General features: G+C 65.9%; 17 protein-coding genes. 10 read left to right on the top strand and 7 right to left on the bottom strand.

Annotated elements, in window-relative coordinates; translation table 11 throughout:
- Positions 1 to 141: 141 nt before the first annotated feature.
- The 6 genes from CA260_RS15610 to CA260_RS15585 are packed head-to-tail and all read left to right on the top strand — an operon-like array spanning position 142 to position 6,110.
- Entirely contained in the window at positions 142 to 576 is a 435-nt protein-coding gene (locus CA260_RS15610) for an SUF system Fe-S cluster assembly regulator (RefSeq protein WP_111983960.1), read from the top strand.
- 43 nt (positions 577 to 619) lie between these two features.
- The gene (gene sufB / locus CA260_RS15605; protein WP_111983959.1) at positions 620 to 2,098 is read left to right on the top strand and encodes a Fe-S cluster assembly protein SufB; all 1,479 of its coding nucleotides are present in this window, start codon (positions 620 to 622) and stop codon (positions 2,096 to 2,098) included.
- A complete protein-coding gene (locus tag CA260_RS15600) occupies positions 2,095 to 2,724 on the top strand; it encodes a class I SAM-dependent methyltransferase (protein WP_111983958.1) in 630 nt (209 codons plus the stop codon). The genes sufB and CA260_RS15600 overlap by 4 nt, the downstream gene beginning before the upstream one ends.
- 12 nt (positions 2,725 to 2,736) lie before the next feature.
- Positions 2,737 to 3,513 (top strand): Fe-S cluster assembly ATPase SufC, encoded by a 777-nt coding sequence (sufC, locus tag CA260_RS15595; protein WP_425479750.1) that lies wholly within the window; start codon positions 2,737 to 2,739, stop codon positions 3,511 to 3,513.
- Positions 3,510 to 4,829 carry a Fe-S cluster assembly protein SufD gene (gene sufD / locus CA260_RS15590; protein ID WP_111983956.1) on the top strand — a complete coding sequence of 440 codons (1,320 nt, stop codon included), beginning with the start codon at positions 3,510 to 3,512 and terminating at the stop codon, positions 4,827 to 4,829. Before sufC ends, sufD begins: the two co-directional genes overlap by 4 nt.
- 33 nt (positions 4,830 to 4,862) lie before the next feature.
- Complete coding sequence (locus CA260_RS15585; RefSeq protein WP_111983955.1) at positions 4,863 to 6,110, top strand: aminotransferase class V-fold PLP-dependent enzyme; 1,248 nt, start codon at positions 4,863 to 4,865, stop codon at positions 6,108 to 6,110.
- A gap of 33 nt (positions 6,111 to 6,143) precedes the next feature.
- On the opposite strand, the gene CA260_RS15580 is transcribed toward CA260_RS15585, so the two are convergent.
- Positions 6,144 to 6,893, bottom strand: a complete 750-nt coding sequence (locus CA260_RS15580; RefSeq protein WP_146745361.1) for a tetratricopeptide repeat protein — start codon at positions 6,891 to 6,893, stop codon at positions 6,144 to 6,146.
- Between the two features lie 127 nt (positions 6,894 to 7,020).
- On the opposite strand from CA260_RS15580, the gene CA260_RS15575 reads away from it, so the two are divergent.
- Positions 7,021 to 7,509 carry a DUF3291 domain-containing protein gene (locus CA260_RS15575; protein ID WP_111983953.1) on the top strand — a complete coding sequence of 163 codons (489 nt, stop codon included), beginning with the start codon at positions 7,021 to 7,023 and terminating at the stop codon, positions 7,507 to 7,509.
- A gap of 194 nt (positions 7,510 to 7,703) precedes the next feature.
- Here CA260_RS15575 and CA260_RS15570 read toward each other — a convergent pair whose 3' ends face one another.
- A complete protein-coding gene (locus tag CA260_RS15570) occupies positions 7,704 to 9,737 on the bottom strand; it encodes a M13 family metallopeptidase (protein ID WP_111983952.1) in 2,034 nt (677 codons plus the stop codon).
- Between the two features lie 164 nt (positions 9,738 to 9,901).
- Here CA260_RS15570 and CA260_RS15565 point away from each other — a divergent pair, with 164 nt between their 5' ends.
- Genes CA260_RS15565 through CA260_RS15555 form a run of 3 tightly spaced genes read left to right on the top strand, consistent with a single transcriptional unit; the run spans position 9,902 to position 11,552 of the window.
- The gene (locus CA260_RS15565) at positions 9,902 to 10,450 is read left to right on the top strand and encodes a GNAT family N-acetyltransferase (protein WP_111983951.1); all 549 of its coding nucleotides are present in this window, start codon (positions 9,902 to 9,904) and stop codon (positions 10,448 to 10,450) included.
- Entirely contained in the window at positions 10,447 to 10,767 is a 321-nt protein-coding gene (locus tag CA260_RS15560) for a non-heme iron oxygenase ferredoxin subunit (protein ID WP_111983950.1), read from the top strand. The genes CA260_RS15565 and CA260_RS15560 overlap by 4 nt, the downstream gene beginning before the upstream one ends.
- Positions 10,768 to 10,820: 53 nt before the next feature.
- Positions 10,821 to 11,552, top strand: a complete 732-nt coding sequence (locus CA260_RS15555; RefSeq protein WP_238149783.1) for a hypothetical protein — start codon at positions 10,821 to 10,823, stop codon at positions 11,550 to 11,552.
- A gap of 12 nt (positions 11,553 to 11,564) precedes the next feature.
- On the opposite strand, the gene CA260_RS15550 is transcribed toward CA260_RS15555, so the two are convergent.
- The 5 genes from CA260_RS15550 to CA260_RS15530 are packed head-to-tail and all read right to left on the bottom strand — an operon-like array spanning position 11,565 to position 16,638.
- Positions 11,565 to 12,362: a MipA/OmpV family protein gene (locus CA260_RS15550; RefSeq protein WP_111983949.1), complete on the bottom strand. Its 798-nt coding sequence runs from the start codon at positions 12,360 to 12,362 to the stop codon at positions 11,565 to 11,567.
- Positions 12,363 to 12,372: 10 nt separating this feature from the next.
- Positions 12,373 to 13,317: an efflux RND transporter periplasmic adaptor subunit gene (locus tag CA260_RS15545; RefSeq protein WP_111983948.1), complete on the bottom strand. Its 945-nt coding sequence runs from the start codon at positions 13,315 to 13,317 to the stop codon at positions 12,373 to 12,375.
- The gene (locus CA260_RS15540) at positions 13,314 to 14,048 is read right to left on the bottom strand and encodes an ABC transporter ATP-binding protein (RefSeq protein ID WP_111983947.1); all 735 of its coding nucleotides are present in this window, start codon (positions 14,046 to 14,048) and stop codon (positions 13,314 to 13,316) included. Before CA260_RS15540 ends, CA260_RS15545 begins: the two co-directional genes overlap by 4 nt.
- A gap of 11 nt (positions 14,049 to 14,059) precedes the next feature.
- Positions 14,060 to 15,193 carry an ABC transporter permease gene (locus tag CA260_RS15535; protein ID WP_111983946.1) on the bottom strand — a complete coding sequence of 378 codons (1,134 nt, stop codon included), beginning with the start codon at positions 15,191 to 15,193 and terminating at the stop codon, positions 14,060 to 14,062.
- Positions 15,193 to 16,638, bottom strand: a complete 1,446-nt coding sequence (locus CA260_RS15530; RefSeq protein WP_111983945.1) for a TolC family protein — start codon at positions 16,636 to 16,638, stop codon at positions 15,193 to 15,195. Before CA260_RS15530 ends, CA260_RS15535 begins: the two co-directional genes overlap by 1 nt.
- Positions 16,639 to 16,653 lie beyond the last annotated feature (15 nt).

The following is a 16,653-nucleotide window of genomic DNA, read 5'->3' as shown; positions in this document are numbered from 1 at the left end:
CCACGAGCCTCGCTTGCCCGAAATCAGTGCATCCGGAGTCTGGGATCGCCCGATCTTGGTGCACCACTGCGGTTTGACCCACAAGGCATTAATCAGTACCATTTTGGTACCGATTCCCGCAGTCCCTTCCGGCCGCTCCCCATGCTTCGCGTCAGCCGCCTCACCGACTACGCCACGGTGGTGATGACCTGTATCGCCGCCCATCCCGACGACGTGCTCAGCACGGCGCAGATCGCCGATGAGATGCACCTGGAACTGCCCACCGTGAGCAAGCTGCTCAAGTCGCTGGGCCATGCGGGGCTGGTGGAGTCTTTTCGCGGCGTCAACGGCGGCTACCGCCTGGCGCGTCCGGCCGGGGAGATCACCCTGGCGCAGATCGTCGAAGCGCTGGAAGGCCCCATCGGGATGACCGAGTGCAGCGTCGCCGAAGGCCAGTGCGACCGCGAGTCGCAGTGCGGCGTGCGATCCAACTGGCAGCGCGTCAACAGCGTCGTGGACAACGCCCTGCGCGCGGTCAGCCTGTCCGACATGCTCAAACCTCCCAGTCGCCGCATCGATGCGACCCTGATCGGTTGACCGATCCGCAACCACCGACCGCGACGACGACACGAAGATCGATATGACTACCGAAACCACCGACCGCAGCGATACCTCCGCCACGCTTCGCGACAACGCCGAAGTGGCCGCCGCGCTGGGCCGCCGCTACGAAGCCGGTTTCGTCACCGACATCGAAACCGACAGCCTGCCGCCCGGCCTGTCCGAGGACATCATCCGCCAGCTCTCGGCGCTCAAGCACGAGCCGGAGTGGATGACCGAGTGGCGCCTGAAGGCCTATCGCCACTGGCTCACCATGCCCGAGCCGCACTGGGCCAAGCTCAAGATCGGCGCCATCGATTTCCAGGCGATCAGCTACTACGCCTCGCCGAAGAACAAGCCCAAGTCGCTGGACGAGGTCGATCCGAAGCTGTTGGAAACCTACGACAAGCTCGGCGTGCCGCTGCACGAGCGCGCCAAGCTCGCCGGCGTCGCCGTGGATGCGGTGTTCGACTCGGTGTCGGTGGGCACCACCTTCCGCAAGGAGCTGGCCGAGGCGGGCGTGATCTTCTGCTCGATGAGCGAAGCGATCCGCGAACATCCCGAGCTGGTCCAGAAGTACCTGGGCAGCGTGGTGCCGACCGGCGACAACTACTTCGCCGCGCTCAACTCCGCCGTGTTCTCCGACGGCTCATTCGTGTTCATTCCCAAGGGCGTGCGCTGCCCGATGGAGCTGTCCACCTACTTTCGCATCAACGCCGGCCACACCGGGCAGTTCGAGCGCACGCTGATCATCGCGGAAGAGGGCGCCTACGTGTCCTACCTCGAAGGCTGCACCGCGCCGATGCGCGACGAGAACCAGCTGCACGCCGCCGTGGTGGAACTGGTGGCGCTGGAAAAGGCGCAGATCAAGTATTCGACCGTGCAGAACTGGTACCCCGGCGACGAGAACGGCGTCGGCGGCATCTACAACTTCGTGACCAAGCGCGGCGACTGCCGCGGCGATGATTCGAAGATCTCGTGGACCCAGGTGGAAACCGGTTCGGCCATCACCTGGAAATACCCCAGCTGCGTACTGCGCGGCGACCGTTCGGTGGGCGAGTTCTATTCGGTGGCGCTCACGCACCATCGCCAGCAGGCCGATACCGGCACCAAGATGATCCACATCGGCAAGGGCACCAAGTCCAAGATCGTGTCCAAGGGCATCAGCGCCGGCCGCAGCAACAACAGCTATCGCGGCCTGGTGAAGGTGGAAAAGGGTGCCGAAGGCGCGCGCAACTACACGCAGTGCGACAGCCTGCTGATCGGCAAGAAGTGCGGCGCGCACACCTTCCCCTATATGGAAGTGAAGAATCCCACCGCCATCGTCGAGCACGAGGCCACCACCTCGAAGATCTCCGACGACCAGATGTTCTACTGCCGCAGCCGCGGCATCGGCGAGGAAGATGCCGTGTCGATGATCGTCGACGGTTTCTGCAAGCAGGTATTCCGCGAGCTGCCGATGGAATTCGCCGTCGAAGCGAAGAAGCTGCTGGAAGTCTCGCTGGAAGGTGCGGTGGGATGAGCGTCGTCCGGTCATCGCACTGGGATTCGGTGTATGCCGAGAAGGGCGAGGCGCAGACCAGTTGGTTCAGCCCGCGCCTCGACGAGTCGTTACGCCTTATCGACGCGTTGGACCTCCCGCGCGACGTGCCCGTGCTGGACGTGGGCGGTGGTCGTTCCACGTTGGCTGACGACTTGCTGCTGGATGGTTACAGCGACGTGAGCGTGCTGGACCTGTCCAGTGTGGCGCTCAACGAAACCCGTCAACGCCTCGGCGCGAAAGCCGAGGCCGTGCACTGGATCGTCGGCGATGTCGTCACAGCCGACTTGCCGTCCGTCGGGCTATGGCACGACCGCGCGGTATTGCATTTCCTGGTCGATGCGGGTGATCGCGTGCGTTATGTCGCCGCTGCGTCGCGCGTCGTGAAGCCGGGCGGTTATCTCGTCGTGGGTGTCTTCGCGGCGGACGGCCCGGAGCGCTGCAGTGGCCTCCCCGTCGCGCGCTATGACGCGCCCGCGTTGGCCGGGCTATTCAAGGATTCCTTCGAACTGATCGCCGACAGTCGCGACGTGCACCGCACGCCGTCGGGCGGTTCCCAAGCTTTCACCTATGTCGTGCTTCGTCGCCACGGTGGCGAGAACGCCTGATTCCATCGAGTAATCACCATGCTGAAGATCGAAAACCTGCACGCCCGCGTCGAGGGCAAGGACATCCTCAAGGGCCTCACGCTCACCGTGAACCCGGGCGAGGTGCACGCGATCATGGGGCCCAACGGCGCCGGCAAGTCCACGCTGGGCAACGTGCTGTCCGGTCGTGATGGTTACGAGGTGACCGGAGGTTCCGTGACGTTCAACGGCGTCGACCTGCTGGCGCTGGAGCCGGAAGAGCGCGCCGCGGCCGGCGTGTTCCTGGCCTTCCAGTATCCGGTGGAAATCCCCGGGGTGAACAACACCTACTTCCTTCGCGCCGCGCTCAATGCGCAGCGCAAGCAGCGCGGCGAGAAAGAGCTGGATTCCATGCAGTTCCTGAAGCTGGTGCGCGAGAAGCTCAAGATCATGCAGATCTCCGACGAGCTGCTGCACCGCGCGGTGAACGAAGGTTTCTCGGGTGGCGAAAAGAAGCGCAACGAGATCTTCCAGATGGCGGTGCTGGAGCCGAAGCTCGCTATCCTCGACGAGACCGACTCTGGCCTGGACATCGATGCGCTCAAGCAGGTGGCGCAGGGCGTGAATGCGCTGCGCTCGACCGAGCGTGGCTTCCTGGTGATCACCCATTACCAGCGCCTGCTGGACTACATCGAGCCCGATTTCGTGCACGTGCTGGCCGATGGCCGCATCGTGGAAAGCGGCGACAAGACGCTGGCACTCAAGCTCGAAGCCCACGGCTACGCCTGGGTGGCGGACAAGGATCCAGCGCTTAGCGGGGCCTCGGCATGAGCGAAGCGCAACGCACGCCCTTCGTCGAGTCGCTGGCTGACGCGGCGACGCAGGCCCACTTGCCGGGTGCCGGCATCGGCTGGCTGGACGCCGCGCGCCGCGAGAATCTCGAGGCGCTTCTCTCCGCCGGCCTGCCCGATACGCGCGTGGAGGCCTGGAAGTACACCGCGCTGCGAGCCCTGGGCCAGCGGCGCTTCGCGCAGGGCGACACACAGGCGTTGACGCGTGAGGTCGATGGCGCAGCGTTTGCGCTGCCAGGCGTCGACGGTCCTGCGCTGGTCTTCGTCAACGGCGTCTTCCGCGCCGATCTCTCGCGCATCGATGCCTTGCCCGCGGGCCTGCAGTTGCAGCCGCTCTCGCAGGCGCTCCAGGGTGATGCCGAGCCGCTGCGGTTCGCGCTGTCGCGCCATTACCGCGAAGGCGGCGATGCGTTCGCGCGTCTCAATGCCGCGTTCGCGGGCGACGGCGTGGTGCTGCGCGTGGCGGCGGGCGCCAAGGTGGCGCAACCGGTGCATCTGGTCTTCGTCGGTGCGGCGGCGGAAAGCGATCTCGCCTGGCACGTACGCCACGTCATCGAGCTGGGCGAGGGCGCGGAACTGTCGGTGGCGGAACATCACGTCGCCAGCGGCGAGCAGCAGCACCTGGGCACGCAGGTCACCGACATCGTGCTGCGCAAGGGTGCGCAGCTGCGCCACGTCACGCTGCAGAACGCGGCATCCGGCGGCACGCTGATCCGTCATGACAGCGTGCAGCTGGACGAAGACGCGCAGGCTACGCTGTACGTGCTGGAACTCGGCGGCGGACTCGTGCGCCACGACCTGCACGCCACGCTGGCCGGCGATCGTTCCCGACTGGAAACCCGCGGCGTGTTCGTGCTCAACGGTCGCCAGCATGTCGACACGCAGATGGCCATCCGCCATCAGGCGCTCAACACGGCTTCGGATTCGGTCTGGCGCGGTGTCGCCGACCAGCGTTCGCGTGGCGTGTTCCGCGGCGCCATCGTGGTGGCCGAAGGCGCCGACGGGAGCGATGCCAGCCTGAGCAGCAAGAACCTGTTGCTCTCTGGCCAGGCCGAGATCGACACCAAGCCGGAACTCGAGATCTATGCGGACGAAGTGAAGGCCGCCCACGGCGCCACCGTGGGACAGCTGGATGAGCGTTCTCTGTTCTACCTGTGCTCGCGTGGCATCCCGCTCGCCGAGGCGCGCGCGATGCTGACGGCGGCATTCTGTCGTGCGGTGTTTGCATCGCTGGACGAAGACGCGCTGCGCGAGCACCTCGACCAGCAGCTCATGGCGCACCTGCCTTCCGCGTGAAGGCAGTCCACCGGCTACCAGGCGAATGATCCGATGAACGCACAGACCAAACCGAGCCCCACCGTTTTCGACGTGCAGCGCATCCGCGCCGACTTTCCCTTGCTGTCGCGCACCGTGCACGACAAGCCACTGATCTATTTCGACAACGCCAACACCAGCCAGAAGCCGGCGAGCGTGATCGAGGCAGTGGACGACCACTACCGCCGCCACAACGCCAATGTTTCGCGCGCCGTGCATCAGATCGGCGAGGAAGCCACCGCCGCCTATGAAGGCGCACGCGACAAGCTGGCGCGTTTCATCAACGCCACCTCGCGCAACGAGCTGGTGCTGACCTCGGGCACCACGCAGTCGATCAACCTCGTTGCCTACAGCTATGCATTGCCGCGCCTGAAGCCGGGTGACGCCATCCTCACTACGGTGATGGAGCACCACGCGAACATCGTTCCGTGGCAGCTGATGGCCGCACGCACCGGCGCCACCGTGAAGGCGGCGCCGATCGACGAGCGTGGCGAGCTGATTGTCGAGAAGTACATCGAGATGCTCACGCCGGAAGTGAAGCTGGCCTGCGTCACGCACGTGTCGAACGTGCTCGGCACGGTCAACCCGGTGCGCGAGATCGCCAGGGAGTGCCGCAAGCGTGGCATTCCGCTGCTGGTGGATGGCTCGCAGGCGGTACCGCATCGCCCGGTCGACGTGCAGGCGCTGGGCTGCGACTTCTACGCGCTGACCGGCCACAAGATGCTGTCGCCTACCGGCACCGGTGCGTTGTGGGCGCGCAAAGAACACCTGGAAGCGATGCCGCCATTCTTCGGTGGCGGCGAGATGATCCGCGAGGTGCGTTTCGATGGCACCACGTTCGCCGAGCCGCCGCACAAGTTCGAGGCGGGTACGCCGAACATTGCCGGCTTCGTCGGACTGAGTGCGGCCATCGATTACTACCATTCCGTGGGTTTCGACGCGATCCATTCGTGGGAGCAGCAGCTGCTGGCCTATGCGACCGAGCGGCTGCGTGAAATCCCGGGTCTGCGCCTGGTTGGCGAGGCCAAGGAAAAGGAACCGGTGATCTCGTTCCTGATCGAAGGCGCGCAGGCCACCGACCTCGCCACGCTGCTCGACCTGCAGGGCGTCGCCGTGCGCTCGGGCCACCACTGCGCCCATCCGCTGATGCAGTTCTTCAAGGTGCCCGCCACGCTGCGCGCCTCGCTGGCGTTCTACAACACGCGCGAGGAAGTCGATGCATTCATCACGGCGTTGCTGAAAGTACGCAAGCTGCTGATGTGACGGCGCTGGCTCGCCTGCGCGTGCCGGCGCTGGTCAGTGCGGTTTTTTCCTCAGATCTTCGATGTAGCCGATTTCACCGAGCGATTTCGGCTCGTTCGGCGTGATCTTCAGGCACGCTCGATACTTCGCTTCGGCTTCGTCGAGCCGGTGCAACTCCACTAATACATAGCCCTGGCCACGGAAGGATGTGCACTTCATGCTTTGGGCATTGGTCGGGTTGAAGTCGGCGAACTCCCCGGCTTTCTCGTAGTACTCGAGTGCATTCTGCCAGTCGCGCTTTTGTACGTAGACATAGGCGAGCTCGTTGCTGTACTGCGCGTCCATGGGTGCCAGAGCCAACGCCTTTTCCAGTTCCAGGCGCTCGTCGTCATAGCGCGCCATCTCGCCGTACGCATAGCCACGTGCCCAATAAGCCATGGCCCAGGCCGGGCCAAGCACTTCGACCTTCTGGCCTGGCGCAACGCTCGTGACGAGGGCTGCATAGATCAGTGCGTCGGTGGTACCGCGGGCGCTGTAGACCTTCACGTCACTGTGGGCATATTGGGTTTCGAACTTGCTGATCACGGCATTCAAGGGCCCATCGATGGCCGCCATGATCTTGCCGTCTTGGATCATGCGCACGGCCGACAGCACCTGCTCCTCGTCACTGCTGATCGCGGGGTTGCCCGATTTGTCGAGATGAAGCGTGACCTGGGTGCCCGCCGGGTTTACCTGCTGTGCGGGTTGCGCCGCGCAGGCGGTGAGCAGGCCAACGACCAGTACTCCGAAAGCCATCCGCTTCATCGGTTTCCCCCGCTGGAAGTTGCGGACAGCTTAGTGGCCCTGGATTCCGCCAGGAAGCGTTTGCCGGACGGTTGAGAGTCCGACTGGCCGCCCCAAAAGCAGGTGAACCCGTCACGGAGGCAAACCGATGGCACGTTGGCATCTTGCGCAGATGAACGTAGGCACGTTGTTGGGCGACATGGGTGACCCCGCGGTACAGCCATTCTTCGATGCCCTGGCCGGCATCAATGCGCTCGCCGAATCCAGTGAGGGCTTTGTCTGGCGATTGAAGGACGATGGCTCCGGCAACGCCACCAGCATCGCCGTGGCGAGCGATCCGCGCTTCATCGTGAACATGTCGGTGTGGGAGAGCGCTGAAGCGTTGTTCGACTTCGTCTACCGCAGTGCACACACGGCCATCATGGCGCAGCGCCGACAGTTCTTCGCGAAGGCACCGGAGGGCACGGCGTATCAGGTGTTGTGGTGGGTGCCGGAAGGGAGCGAGCCATCGATCAACGATGGGCTGGCCAAGCTTTGGCATCTGGATCGCTACGGCCCAACGCCGCTGGCGTTTACCTTCAAGCAGCGCTTCCCCGCACCCGACGTCGAAGAGCAAGCAGCCGTCGCCCTGTTGTAGGAGCGCACCCAGTGCGCGATCGCGGCGCAGGGTGCTGCAGCGAGGTCAATCGTCGTTACCCCTTGGTAGTCGCGACAACCCAGGGCGACCGTGCGCGGGCAGTCTGCGGTCGCGCACTGGGTGCGCTCCTACAACGGGCAAAAAAACGCCGCGACGGAGCGCGGCGTTTTCGGTCTTACCAAGGCCAGTGAGCCTTACCAGATTTTCACCTGCTTCTCCCCATCACGAACCATCTTGTCACCTGCTTTGCACTGGAATGCCTGGGCGAACGCGGGCATGTTGGATGGCGCGCCGATGGCGCGGAACTGCGCGGGGGCGTGAGGGTCGGTGTTGAGCTGGGTGAGCTGCGCCTCGGGACGGATGTTGCCGCGCCACACGCGGGCCCAGTTGAGGAAGAAGCGCTGGTCCTGGGTGTAGCCGTCGATCTTGCTGTTGGCTTCCTTCGGATTCTTTGCCAGCGCCATCTGCAACGCATCGTAGGCCGCGTTGAGGCCGCCCAGGTCGCCGATGTTCTCGCCCATGGTCAGCTTGCCGTTGACGTACTTGCCGGGCAGCGCTTCGTAGTGGTTGAACTGGTCGGCCAGCTTGTCGGTGCGCGATTCGAAGGCCTTGCGGTCGTCGTCGGTCCACCAGTTGGCGTTGTTGCCCTGGGCGTCGAACTTGCTGCCCTGGTCGTCGTAGCCATGGCCCATTTCGTGGCCGATCACGGCGCCGATGCCGCCGTAGTTGAGCGCATCGTCGGCCTTTGCGTCGAAGAACGGCGGCTGCAGGATGGCGGCAGGGAACACGATCTCGTTCTTCTGCGGGCTGTAGTAGGCGTTCACCGTCTGCGGGGTCATGCCCCACTCGGTACGGTCCACCGGCTTGCCGATCTTGGCGACCATGTAGTCGTAGTTGAACTTGGCAGCCGACTCGACGTTGCCGAAATAGTCGCCCTGGTGGACCTGCAGGCCCGTCCAGTCACGCCACTTGTCGGGGTAGCCGATCTTCGGCGTGAAGCTGGCCCACTTTTCCAGCGCCTTCTGCTTGGTGGCTTCGCTCATCCACGGCAGGTTCTCGATGCGCGCCTTGTAGGCGGCGCGCAGGTTGTTCACCAGCTCCTGCGCGCGGGCCTTGGACTGCGGGGAGAAGGTCTGCGCCACGTACAGCTGGCCCAGCGCCATGCCCATGCCGCCTTCGACGGCGTCGAGCGTGCGCTTCCAGCGGGACTTCATTTCCTTCTGGCCGTTCAGCGTCTTCGCGTTGAAGGCGAAGTCTTCCTGCTGGAACGCCTTGGAGAGGTACGGCGCCGCCTCGTCGATGGCGTGGAAGCGCAGGTAGGCCTGCCACTCGGATACCGGCACGTCGGCCAGCATCTTGTCGAACTCGGCGAAGAACTTCGGCTGCGACAACGAGAAGCCCTGCTGGACGTCGGCGCCCTGCGCCTTGAAGAAGGCCGCCCAGTCGAAGTGCGGCGTCACCTTGTCGGCATCGGCGATGCTGACGTAGTGGTAGCGGTTTTCCGGCTGGCGAAGTTCGGTGGGCACCAGCGAGGCGGAGGCGAGGCGGGTTTCGAACGCCATCACGGCCTTGGCCTGCGCCTGCGCGTCGGCCTCGTTCACGCCCACCAGCTGAAGCGTGCGTGCGATGTGCGCGACGTACTCGGTGCGGATCTTCTCGAAGTCGGGCTTGCTGTAGTAATCGGCGGTGGGCAGCCCCAGGCCGCCCTGGCCGGCGTAGGCGATCTGCGTGCTGGAATCCTTGAAGTCCGGGCTGCCGTAGAAACGGAAGGCCACCGGATTGCCGTGTGCGTAGCTGTCGGTGATGTAGCTGACGATGTCGCTGCTGTTCTTCAGGCCGTCGATGCGGGCCAGCTCCGGCTTGATCGGGGCGTAGCCGGCCTTCTCGATCGCGGCTTCGTCCATGCCCGAGGCGTAGAAGGCGCCGATCTTCTGCTCGATGGAGCCGGGCTTGGCCTTGGTCGCGCCCTTGGCGGCCTTCTCCACGATGGCGTGCTGCACATTGAGGCTGTCTTCGCGCAGCGCGTCGAACGAACCCCAACGCGTGCGGTCATCCGGAATCGGGTTGGCGGCAATCCACTTGGCATTGACGAAGCCGTTGAAGTCGTTGCACACGTCCTTGCCGGTGTCCAACTCCTTGATGTCGAACGCGGCGGGGGCGGCCAGTGCACCCGTGCACACAGCCAGGCCCACCGCCAGCGCGAGCGGTTTCACAATGCGGTTTTTCATGGATTCTCCCTTGGTGGAATGCGTCAGGCGCACCCGGACTGCCGATAGTGCGTAGGCGGGACGCTGCGGTCCCGCCGCACAGGCTAGGCAGCCATCGCGAGGGGCGCACAGTGTCGAAGGTCATTGTGCGGTGCGATCACGATGCCGCGGGCTTATCATGGGGAATGCCTACGACTTTCTCGCCCGTATATCGAGCGGCCAGCGCCGCCGACGTTCCCGCCATTGTTGCCCTGGTCGAATCCGCGTATCGCGGTGAATCCGGCCAACGTGGATGGACCACCGAGACCCATCTCCTCGACGGCCAGCGTACCGACGCGGCGAACGTCGAGGAGCTGATCGCACGCGCCGGCAGCCTGGTGCTGCTGGCGGAGCGCGATGGCGTATTGGTCGGCTGTTGCCATGTGGAGCAGCAGGGCGATCACGGCTATTTCGGCATGTTCGCGGTCAGCCCCGAGCTGCAGATGGCTGGCCTCGGCCGCGCGTTGCTGGCCGAAGCGGAACGCATCGCGCGCGAGCAGTGGCAGTTGGCGGCGATGCGCATGTCGGTGATCGAGCAGCGCGCCGAACTCATCGCCTGGTATGAGCGGCGCGGCTATCGGCTTACTGGCGAGACCGGCGCGTTTCCCTATGGCCAGCCGCGTTTCGGCATTCCAAGGCGCGATGACCTGCGCTTTGTCTACATGAGCAAGCCGCTGCAGGAGGTGGCTGCATGAATCTCGCCGACTGGATCTTCGTGGGCACCCGTAGCGAACTGCTGCCCGGCGAGTTCAAGGTGGTATGGGACGGCGACACGGCCATTGCCGTCTACAACATCGATGGTGACCTGTATGCCATCGAGGACGTATGCAGCCACGATGGCGGTGAACTCGCCGGTGGCGACGTGCATGGGTTCGAGGTCGAGTGTCCGCGCCATGGCGCGCGCTTCGACCTGCGCACCGGCGCCGTCACTTGCCCGCCGGCGTACGAGCCGATTGCGAGCTTTCCCGTCCATGAAGTGGACGGACAGATCTGGACACGCGACGACCGCTGAGGCGTTGCACCGGGCGCAATGACGGCGCCCGGGCACCATTCAAGGAGGAATACATGATGATGCGATGGGGTTGGCTGCTCGGCAGCGCGTTCGTTCTTGCCGCGCCGTCCGCATGGGCGGAGCTGCGCATTCCCGCCGTCCGCTATCCCGGCTTGCCTGCGCAGGCGGCGAGTGCTGAAGGCTTCGTGCCGGCAGGATGGCGGCTTGAATCGCAGGTGGCCGATGATCTCAATGGCGATGGCCGGCCGGATCTCGTGCTCGTGCTGCGGCAACAGGATCCGGCGAACGTGATACGCAACGACGACGGGCTCGGCGAAAACCCGCTGGACACCAATCCGCGCATGCTCGCCGTGGCGTTTGCGCGCGATGGCGGTGGTTACGCGCTGGTGTTGCAGAACCACAGCCTGATACCGCGCCACGACATTCCCACCATCGATGACATGCTGGAGGAGGGCGGCGTATCGGTTCAGCGGGGCGCATTGCGCGTCACGCTGCATTTCTGGGCCAACGCGGGCAGCTGGTCCATGGGCAATACGACTTACACGTTCCGCTGGCAGAACGGCCGCTTCGAGCTGATCGGTTTCGACAGCGATTCGGTGATGCGCAATTCGGGCGCCAGCGAAAGCCTCAGCATCAACTACTCTACCGGCAAGGTGAAGCGCACCGTCGGCAACATGCAGGACGACAAGGAAACCGTGACGTGGGAGAAGCTCCCTTCACCGCGTCGTTGGACACTCGATGAAGTGGCCGACGGTTCGGCCTTCGATCCGCTGCAGGCGCGCTGAGGCGGGGGGCGATCAGAGCCGATAGACGAAAGCCAGCGTGGTGGTCAACTGGTTCGGCGTGCCGAAGCTCCTGACCAGCGGACTGTCGGCGGCGGCACCAAGCAGGCGCGTGTAGTTCACGGCCAACGCAAAGCCGGTGTGCACGCTGGTGGGAATATAGGCGTCGTATTCGAGCGAGACCTGCTGGCTTCCCGCGCCCGGCGACCACGGCACGACGCCGAGCTTCGCGGCCTGCCCGGGCGTGACGCCGAAGAAGCGCCGCATCGCCGGACCATTCATGCCTTGCCACTGCAATTGCAGGCTGTGCTCGATGTAGCCGAGGGCGGGCAGGTCGTAGTCGGCGTAGACATTGAGATAGGCGCCTGCACCCTGCGTATCGTGGCTCAACGTGGCGCCGAGATTGAGCTGCACCGTCGCCTGGTATTCCAGGTAACCGCCGCCGTTGAGGCGAGGCGCAAGCGAATCGACAACGCCGGCCAGCGGCGCGCCGAGTTCGTCATGGTCGCGTCCCCACAGGTAGTTGCCGTAGAGGCCGCCATGCCATTGCTGCCCATGGATGAGATCGACCGTGAGGCCATCGAGCGTGGAGAGCGTGACGTGCCACGGCAGCTCGGCCTGGATGTACGGAACCGCCTGGTTGCGATGCTCGCTCGATCCCATCCACGCCGGCATGCGTTCCACGCCGCCGCCCAGCAGCACGTTCGGTCCATCGGTGACGTTGTCCGCCCTGGCATGGAACGCAGCCAGCAGGCACAGCAGTCCGGCAGCGGCGCGCAGCGTCAGCGCGGAAGGGGAACGACGAGGGAACATGCGATACGGATCAGGAGCCTGGCTTTGCCGGTGGGCGGTGGTCGTCGGCGCTGTTGCCGAACTGCACGATCACGCGCTGGCCAATGCGCAACGACGCCGGCGGCGGCTGGTCGAAGGCAAGCACGCATTCCACCGTGCGGGTGTTGGCGCGGATCATGGGGTCTTCTTCGAGCGCGCTGGGCCCGAACACGGTGCCGATGCGCTGCACATGTGCACTGAGCGTCGGCGCGCCGCTGCCGCTGTCGTCGACCACCGTGGCATGCATGCCTTCACTCACCGCGCCCACGAACGATTCGTTGAGTTCGGCGCGCACGATGCGCGCACCTTCCGGCAGCAGCACGAAGGCCGCGCCACCCTGCGGCGACACCGCAGCGCCGGGCTGGATGTCGCGTTCGACGATCTGTGCATCGATCGGCGCGAGCAGGCTGCGTTGGGCAAGCTCGTAGCGGGCGGCGTCAAGCTTCTGCGCGGCCATGGCTTCGGCGGCGCGGGCATTGTCCAGTTCGCCTTGCAACTGCTGGGCGGCATCGCGTGCATCGTCCGCGCTCTGCCCATCGCCGGCACCGGCGGATGCCGCCTGGGCGAGGCGGCTGGCGCGTTGCTGCGCGGCCTTGAGGCGAACCTCGAGCAGCCGGCCTTGTGCCTGCGCCTGCTTCTGCTCGGCCTCGGCGGCATTCACCGCGAGTTGCGTCGGCTTGGTGTCGAGCACCGCCAGCACCTGGCCTTTGTGTACGTGGTCGCCCTCGTGCACCTTGATCTCGGCCACGACGCCGTCGCGGGGCATGCTCAGCTTGAGCAGGCCGCCTTCGACATCGACGCGCCCGCGGGCCACGGCCGCATAGCTGACCGAGGCGGGCGCCGGCGCGTTGCCCTTGCCGGCGTCATCGTGCGAGCAGGCCGCGAGCAGCGAGACGGTAAGGGCCAGGGAAAGCGGGAAGAGCGGACGCAGGGTCATGCAGAAGGTTCCTCGAGTCCCGACGTCGGCGTCGAAGTGGGGGACGGCACACGGTCGCTAAGGATACGTCCATCCTCCATGGCGAGCACGCGGTCGGCGTGGCCGACCAGGCGTGGATCATGGCTCACGCACAGCACGGTGGTGCCGTGGGTGCGCGCGATGCGGTGCAGGATGTCGATGATGATTTGGCCGTTCGCCGCATCCAGCGCGCTGGTGGGTTCGTCGGCGAACAGCAGGCCCGGCTCCTTGGCCAGCGCGCGCGCGATCGCCACGCGCTGCTTTTCACCGCCGGACAGCTCCGACGGACGCAGGCCCATGCGCGGCCCAAGGCCTACTTCCTCCAGCGAAGCCATGGCGCGGCGACGTGCTTCACCCGCTGGCAGCCCGAGATAGCTGAGCGGCAACTCCACCTGCTCCAGCGCATTGAGCGCCGGGAACAGGTTGAAGCCCTGGAACACGAAACCCGTGTGCTGCAGGCGGAAGCGCTCCAGCGCATGCGTGTTGAGTTCGGCCAGATCCTGGCCGAGCGCGAGCACCTGGCCGGCATCGGGACGCTGCAATCCGCTGAGGATGGCGAGCAGGGTGCTCTTGCCGCAGCCCGACGGGCCGGATATCAGGGTGAGCTCGCCCGCGCGGATATCCAGCGTGAGGTTGTGCAGCACCGTGTTGTGGATGGGGCCGGACGTGAACGACTTGGTCACGTTGCGGGCCTGCAACGAAATGGAAGACATGGCGCGGGCCCTCACCTCAACAACGTCGCCGGGTCGGCGCGGCGCAGGCTGCGCATCGCCGCCAGGCCGGACACGATCGCCAGGCCCATGCACAGCGCCAGGCACGCCACCGTGGTCCAGGGTCCAAGTGCCACCGGCACGCTGCGGCTGCGCGCGAGCGCCAGGGCGATGCCGCCGAGCACCGTACTTCCCAGCAGGCCCAATGCGCCCACCCAGAACGCCTGTTCCATCACCACCTTGCGCAGCGCACCCACACCGACGCCGAGTGCGTTGAGCGTGGCGTACTCGCGCACCGAGCCGATCACCGCCGCCACCAGCGTCTGGCTGGTGATCACGGCGCCGACCAGGAACACCACGCCGGCGAGGAACAGCACGCCGGCACCCGCGCCGGTATCGAACATCCAGTAGAGCTGCGAACGACGGGCGAAATTTTCGGCCGTCCAGACGTCGTAGCTGCCGAACGCGCGGTTGCCGCGCAGACGCGCGGCAACGTCGTCGGCGTCGGCGGGGTTGCGCAGCTTGGCCACGAAATAGGTCATGCGGCTGGCATTGGAAGGATCGGTGTCCAGTTCGGCCGCGGTGGCGAGCGACGCGACCACGTTCACGCCGCCCAGCGCGCGCAGGCCGTTGCTCACACCGACCACGCGCACGCGATGGCCGTTGATCACGGCGGTGTCACCGATGGCCACGCCCAGGCTGTCCAGGTCGGCGCGGTCGACGATCACGGCGTCGGGCTCATTGAGCCTTGCACGCAGGGCAGGGGAGAGTGCATGCGCGAACAGCATGCCGTCCGGTCGCGCGTTGATACCGGAAACGAACACCGAGACGCCGCCGGTGTCGCTGGGGCCACGCCAGTCGGCATCGACCCAGTGGAAGGGTTCGACGGCGGTGACGGCGGGATCCATGCGCAGGCGCATCTCCACGCCCGAATCGATCGAGCGTCCGAGATTCACGCTCTGCGTGCCGGGATAGCCGGCCCACAGGTCCGCCGACGAGCCCGTGATGTACACGCTGGCGCTGCCGAAGATGCCCAGCACCAGCGCCGCCTGCAGCAGCTGCAGCAGGCCGGCGAAGCCCACGGCGAGGATGGCAGGCAGGAAGCGGCGCCATTCGTAGATGAGGGTCTTGCGCGCCAACGCCACCATTATTCGGTGCTCCGCGGCGAGGCATTCGCCGGCATCGGCGCGCCGCCCAGGGCCTTGTACAGCGATACATAGGCCAGGTCGCGCGCCGCGATGGCGCTGATCACCTCAAGCTGCGCACGATGGTTTTCGACCAGGCCGTCCTGGACGTCCAGATGGCTGCTGAGGTTGAGCTCGGCGCGTTTGTTCAAGGCATCCATCGTCGTCTGCACCGCCTGTGCGGCCTGCACGGTGGCTTGCTCGCGACCGCGCAGCTGTTCCAGGTCGCCCATGGCGACCTCCGCCTCGGCGACGCCTTGCAGCACGGCCTGGCGATAGGCGAGCACGGCCGCCTTCAGTTCGTGGTCCTTCGCATGCGCCGCGGCCAGGCGCTGGCCCCAATCGAACAACGGAATGTCCAGCAGCGGGCCGTACGAGAAGATCGCTTCCCCGGTGTGCACGCGATAGTTGCTCACGAGGTTGGCCGACCACTGCAGCGAAGCACCCAGCCCCACATGCGGCCAGATGTCGGCGCGGCTGAGGCCCAGTTCGCCTGCAGCGCGCAGCACCTCGGCTTCGGCGCTGGCGATTTCCGGGCGCGCGCGCAGCATGTCCGCCGGCGCCGTGGTGAGCTGCCAGCTGCCCAGCTTCGGTTGCGCGCCCGGCTGCAGCCAGGCGGGATCGGGTTCGTTCTGGCCCAGCAGCACGGCCAGCTGCTGCGCGCTGCTGTTGATGGTCTGGCGCGGCTCGGCGAGCGCCGCCTCGGCGCGGGCAAGCTCAGCCTGCGCCTTGGCCACTTCCAGCGGCGGCGAAAGCTTGAGTCCCTCGCGCACCTGCACCAGCCGCACCTTTTCCTGCAGCGCATCGCGGATGCCGGCGAGCAGCAACTCCTGCTGCTGCGCCGAGCGGAGCTCGACCCAGCGCCGCGTGACTTCCGCTACCAGCGTCACCTGGGCGCCACGCAGCGCGGCGTCGGCACCATTGAGCTGGCCCTGGGCTACACGCTTGCTGCTTTGCCACGCGCCGAACAAGGGCAGTTCCCACAAGGCGTCGAAGCCGGCGACGAAGTACGACGCCGTAGTATCCGGGTCGATCTGGTCGTTGGTGCGCCCGTGCAACGAAGGCAGATAGGGATCGTGCGCGTGCCGGTTGAGGATGCGCGCTGCCTGCACGCGTTCGGCCGCCTGCGCCACATCGAGGTTGGCCTGCAGCGCACGGTCGACCAGTGCGTCGAGGTCCGGATCGCCCAGTGCCTGCCACCATCCACGCAGGTCGGCGCTGGGTGGCGCCACGCCCGCCGGCGCATTGCGCCAGGCGTCGGGTACCGGCGGCTTCAGCTCGGGAAGCGGCGCGACCGAGCAACCAGCCAGCGTCGCCAGTCCCCATCCCAGCAGCATGCTGGCGAGCAGGGGACGACGGGGCCGAGCATCCATGACCGACAGACCCGGGTTGGTTCGACTCTGGAACACGAAAATCCTGCATGT

Origin of the sequence: Dyella jiangningensis, assembly GCF_003264855.1 — a bacterium.
Classification (GTDB): domain Bacteria; phylum Pseudomonadota; class Gammaproteobacteria; order Xanthomonadales; family Rhodanobacteraceae; genus Dyella; species Dyella jiangningensis_C.
This window is presented reverse-complemented; position numbering and strand designations above follow the sequence as displayed.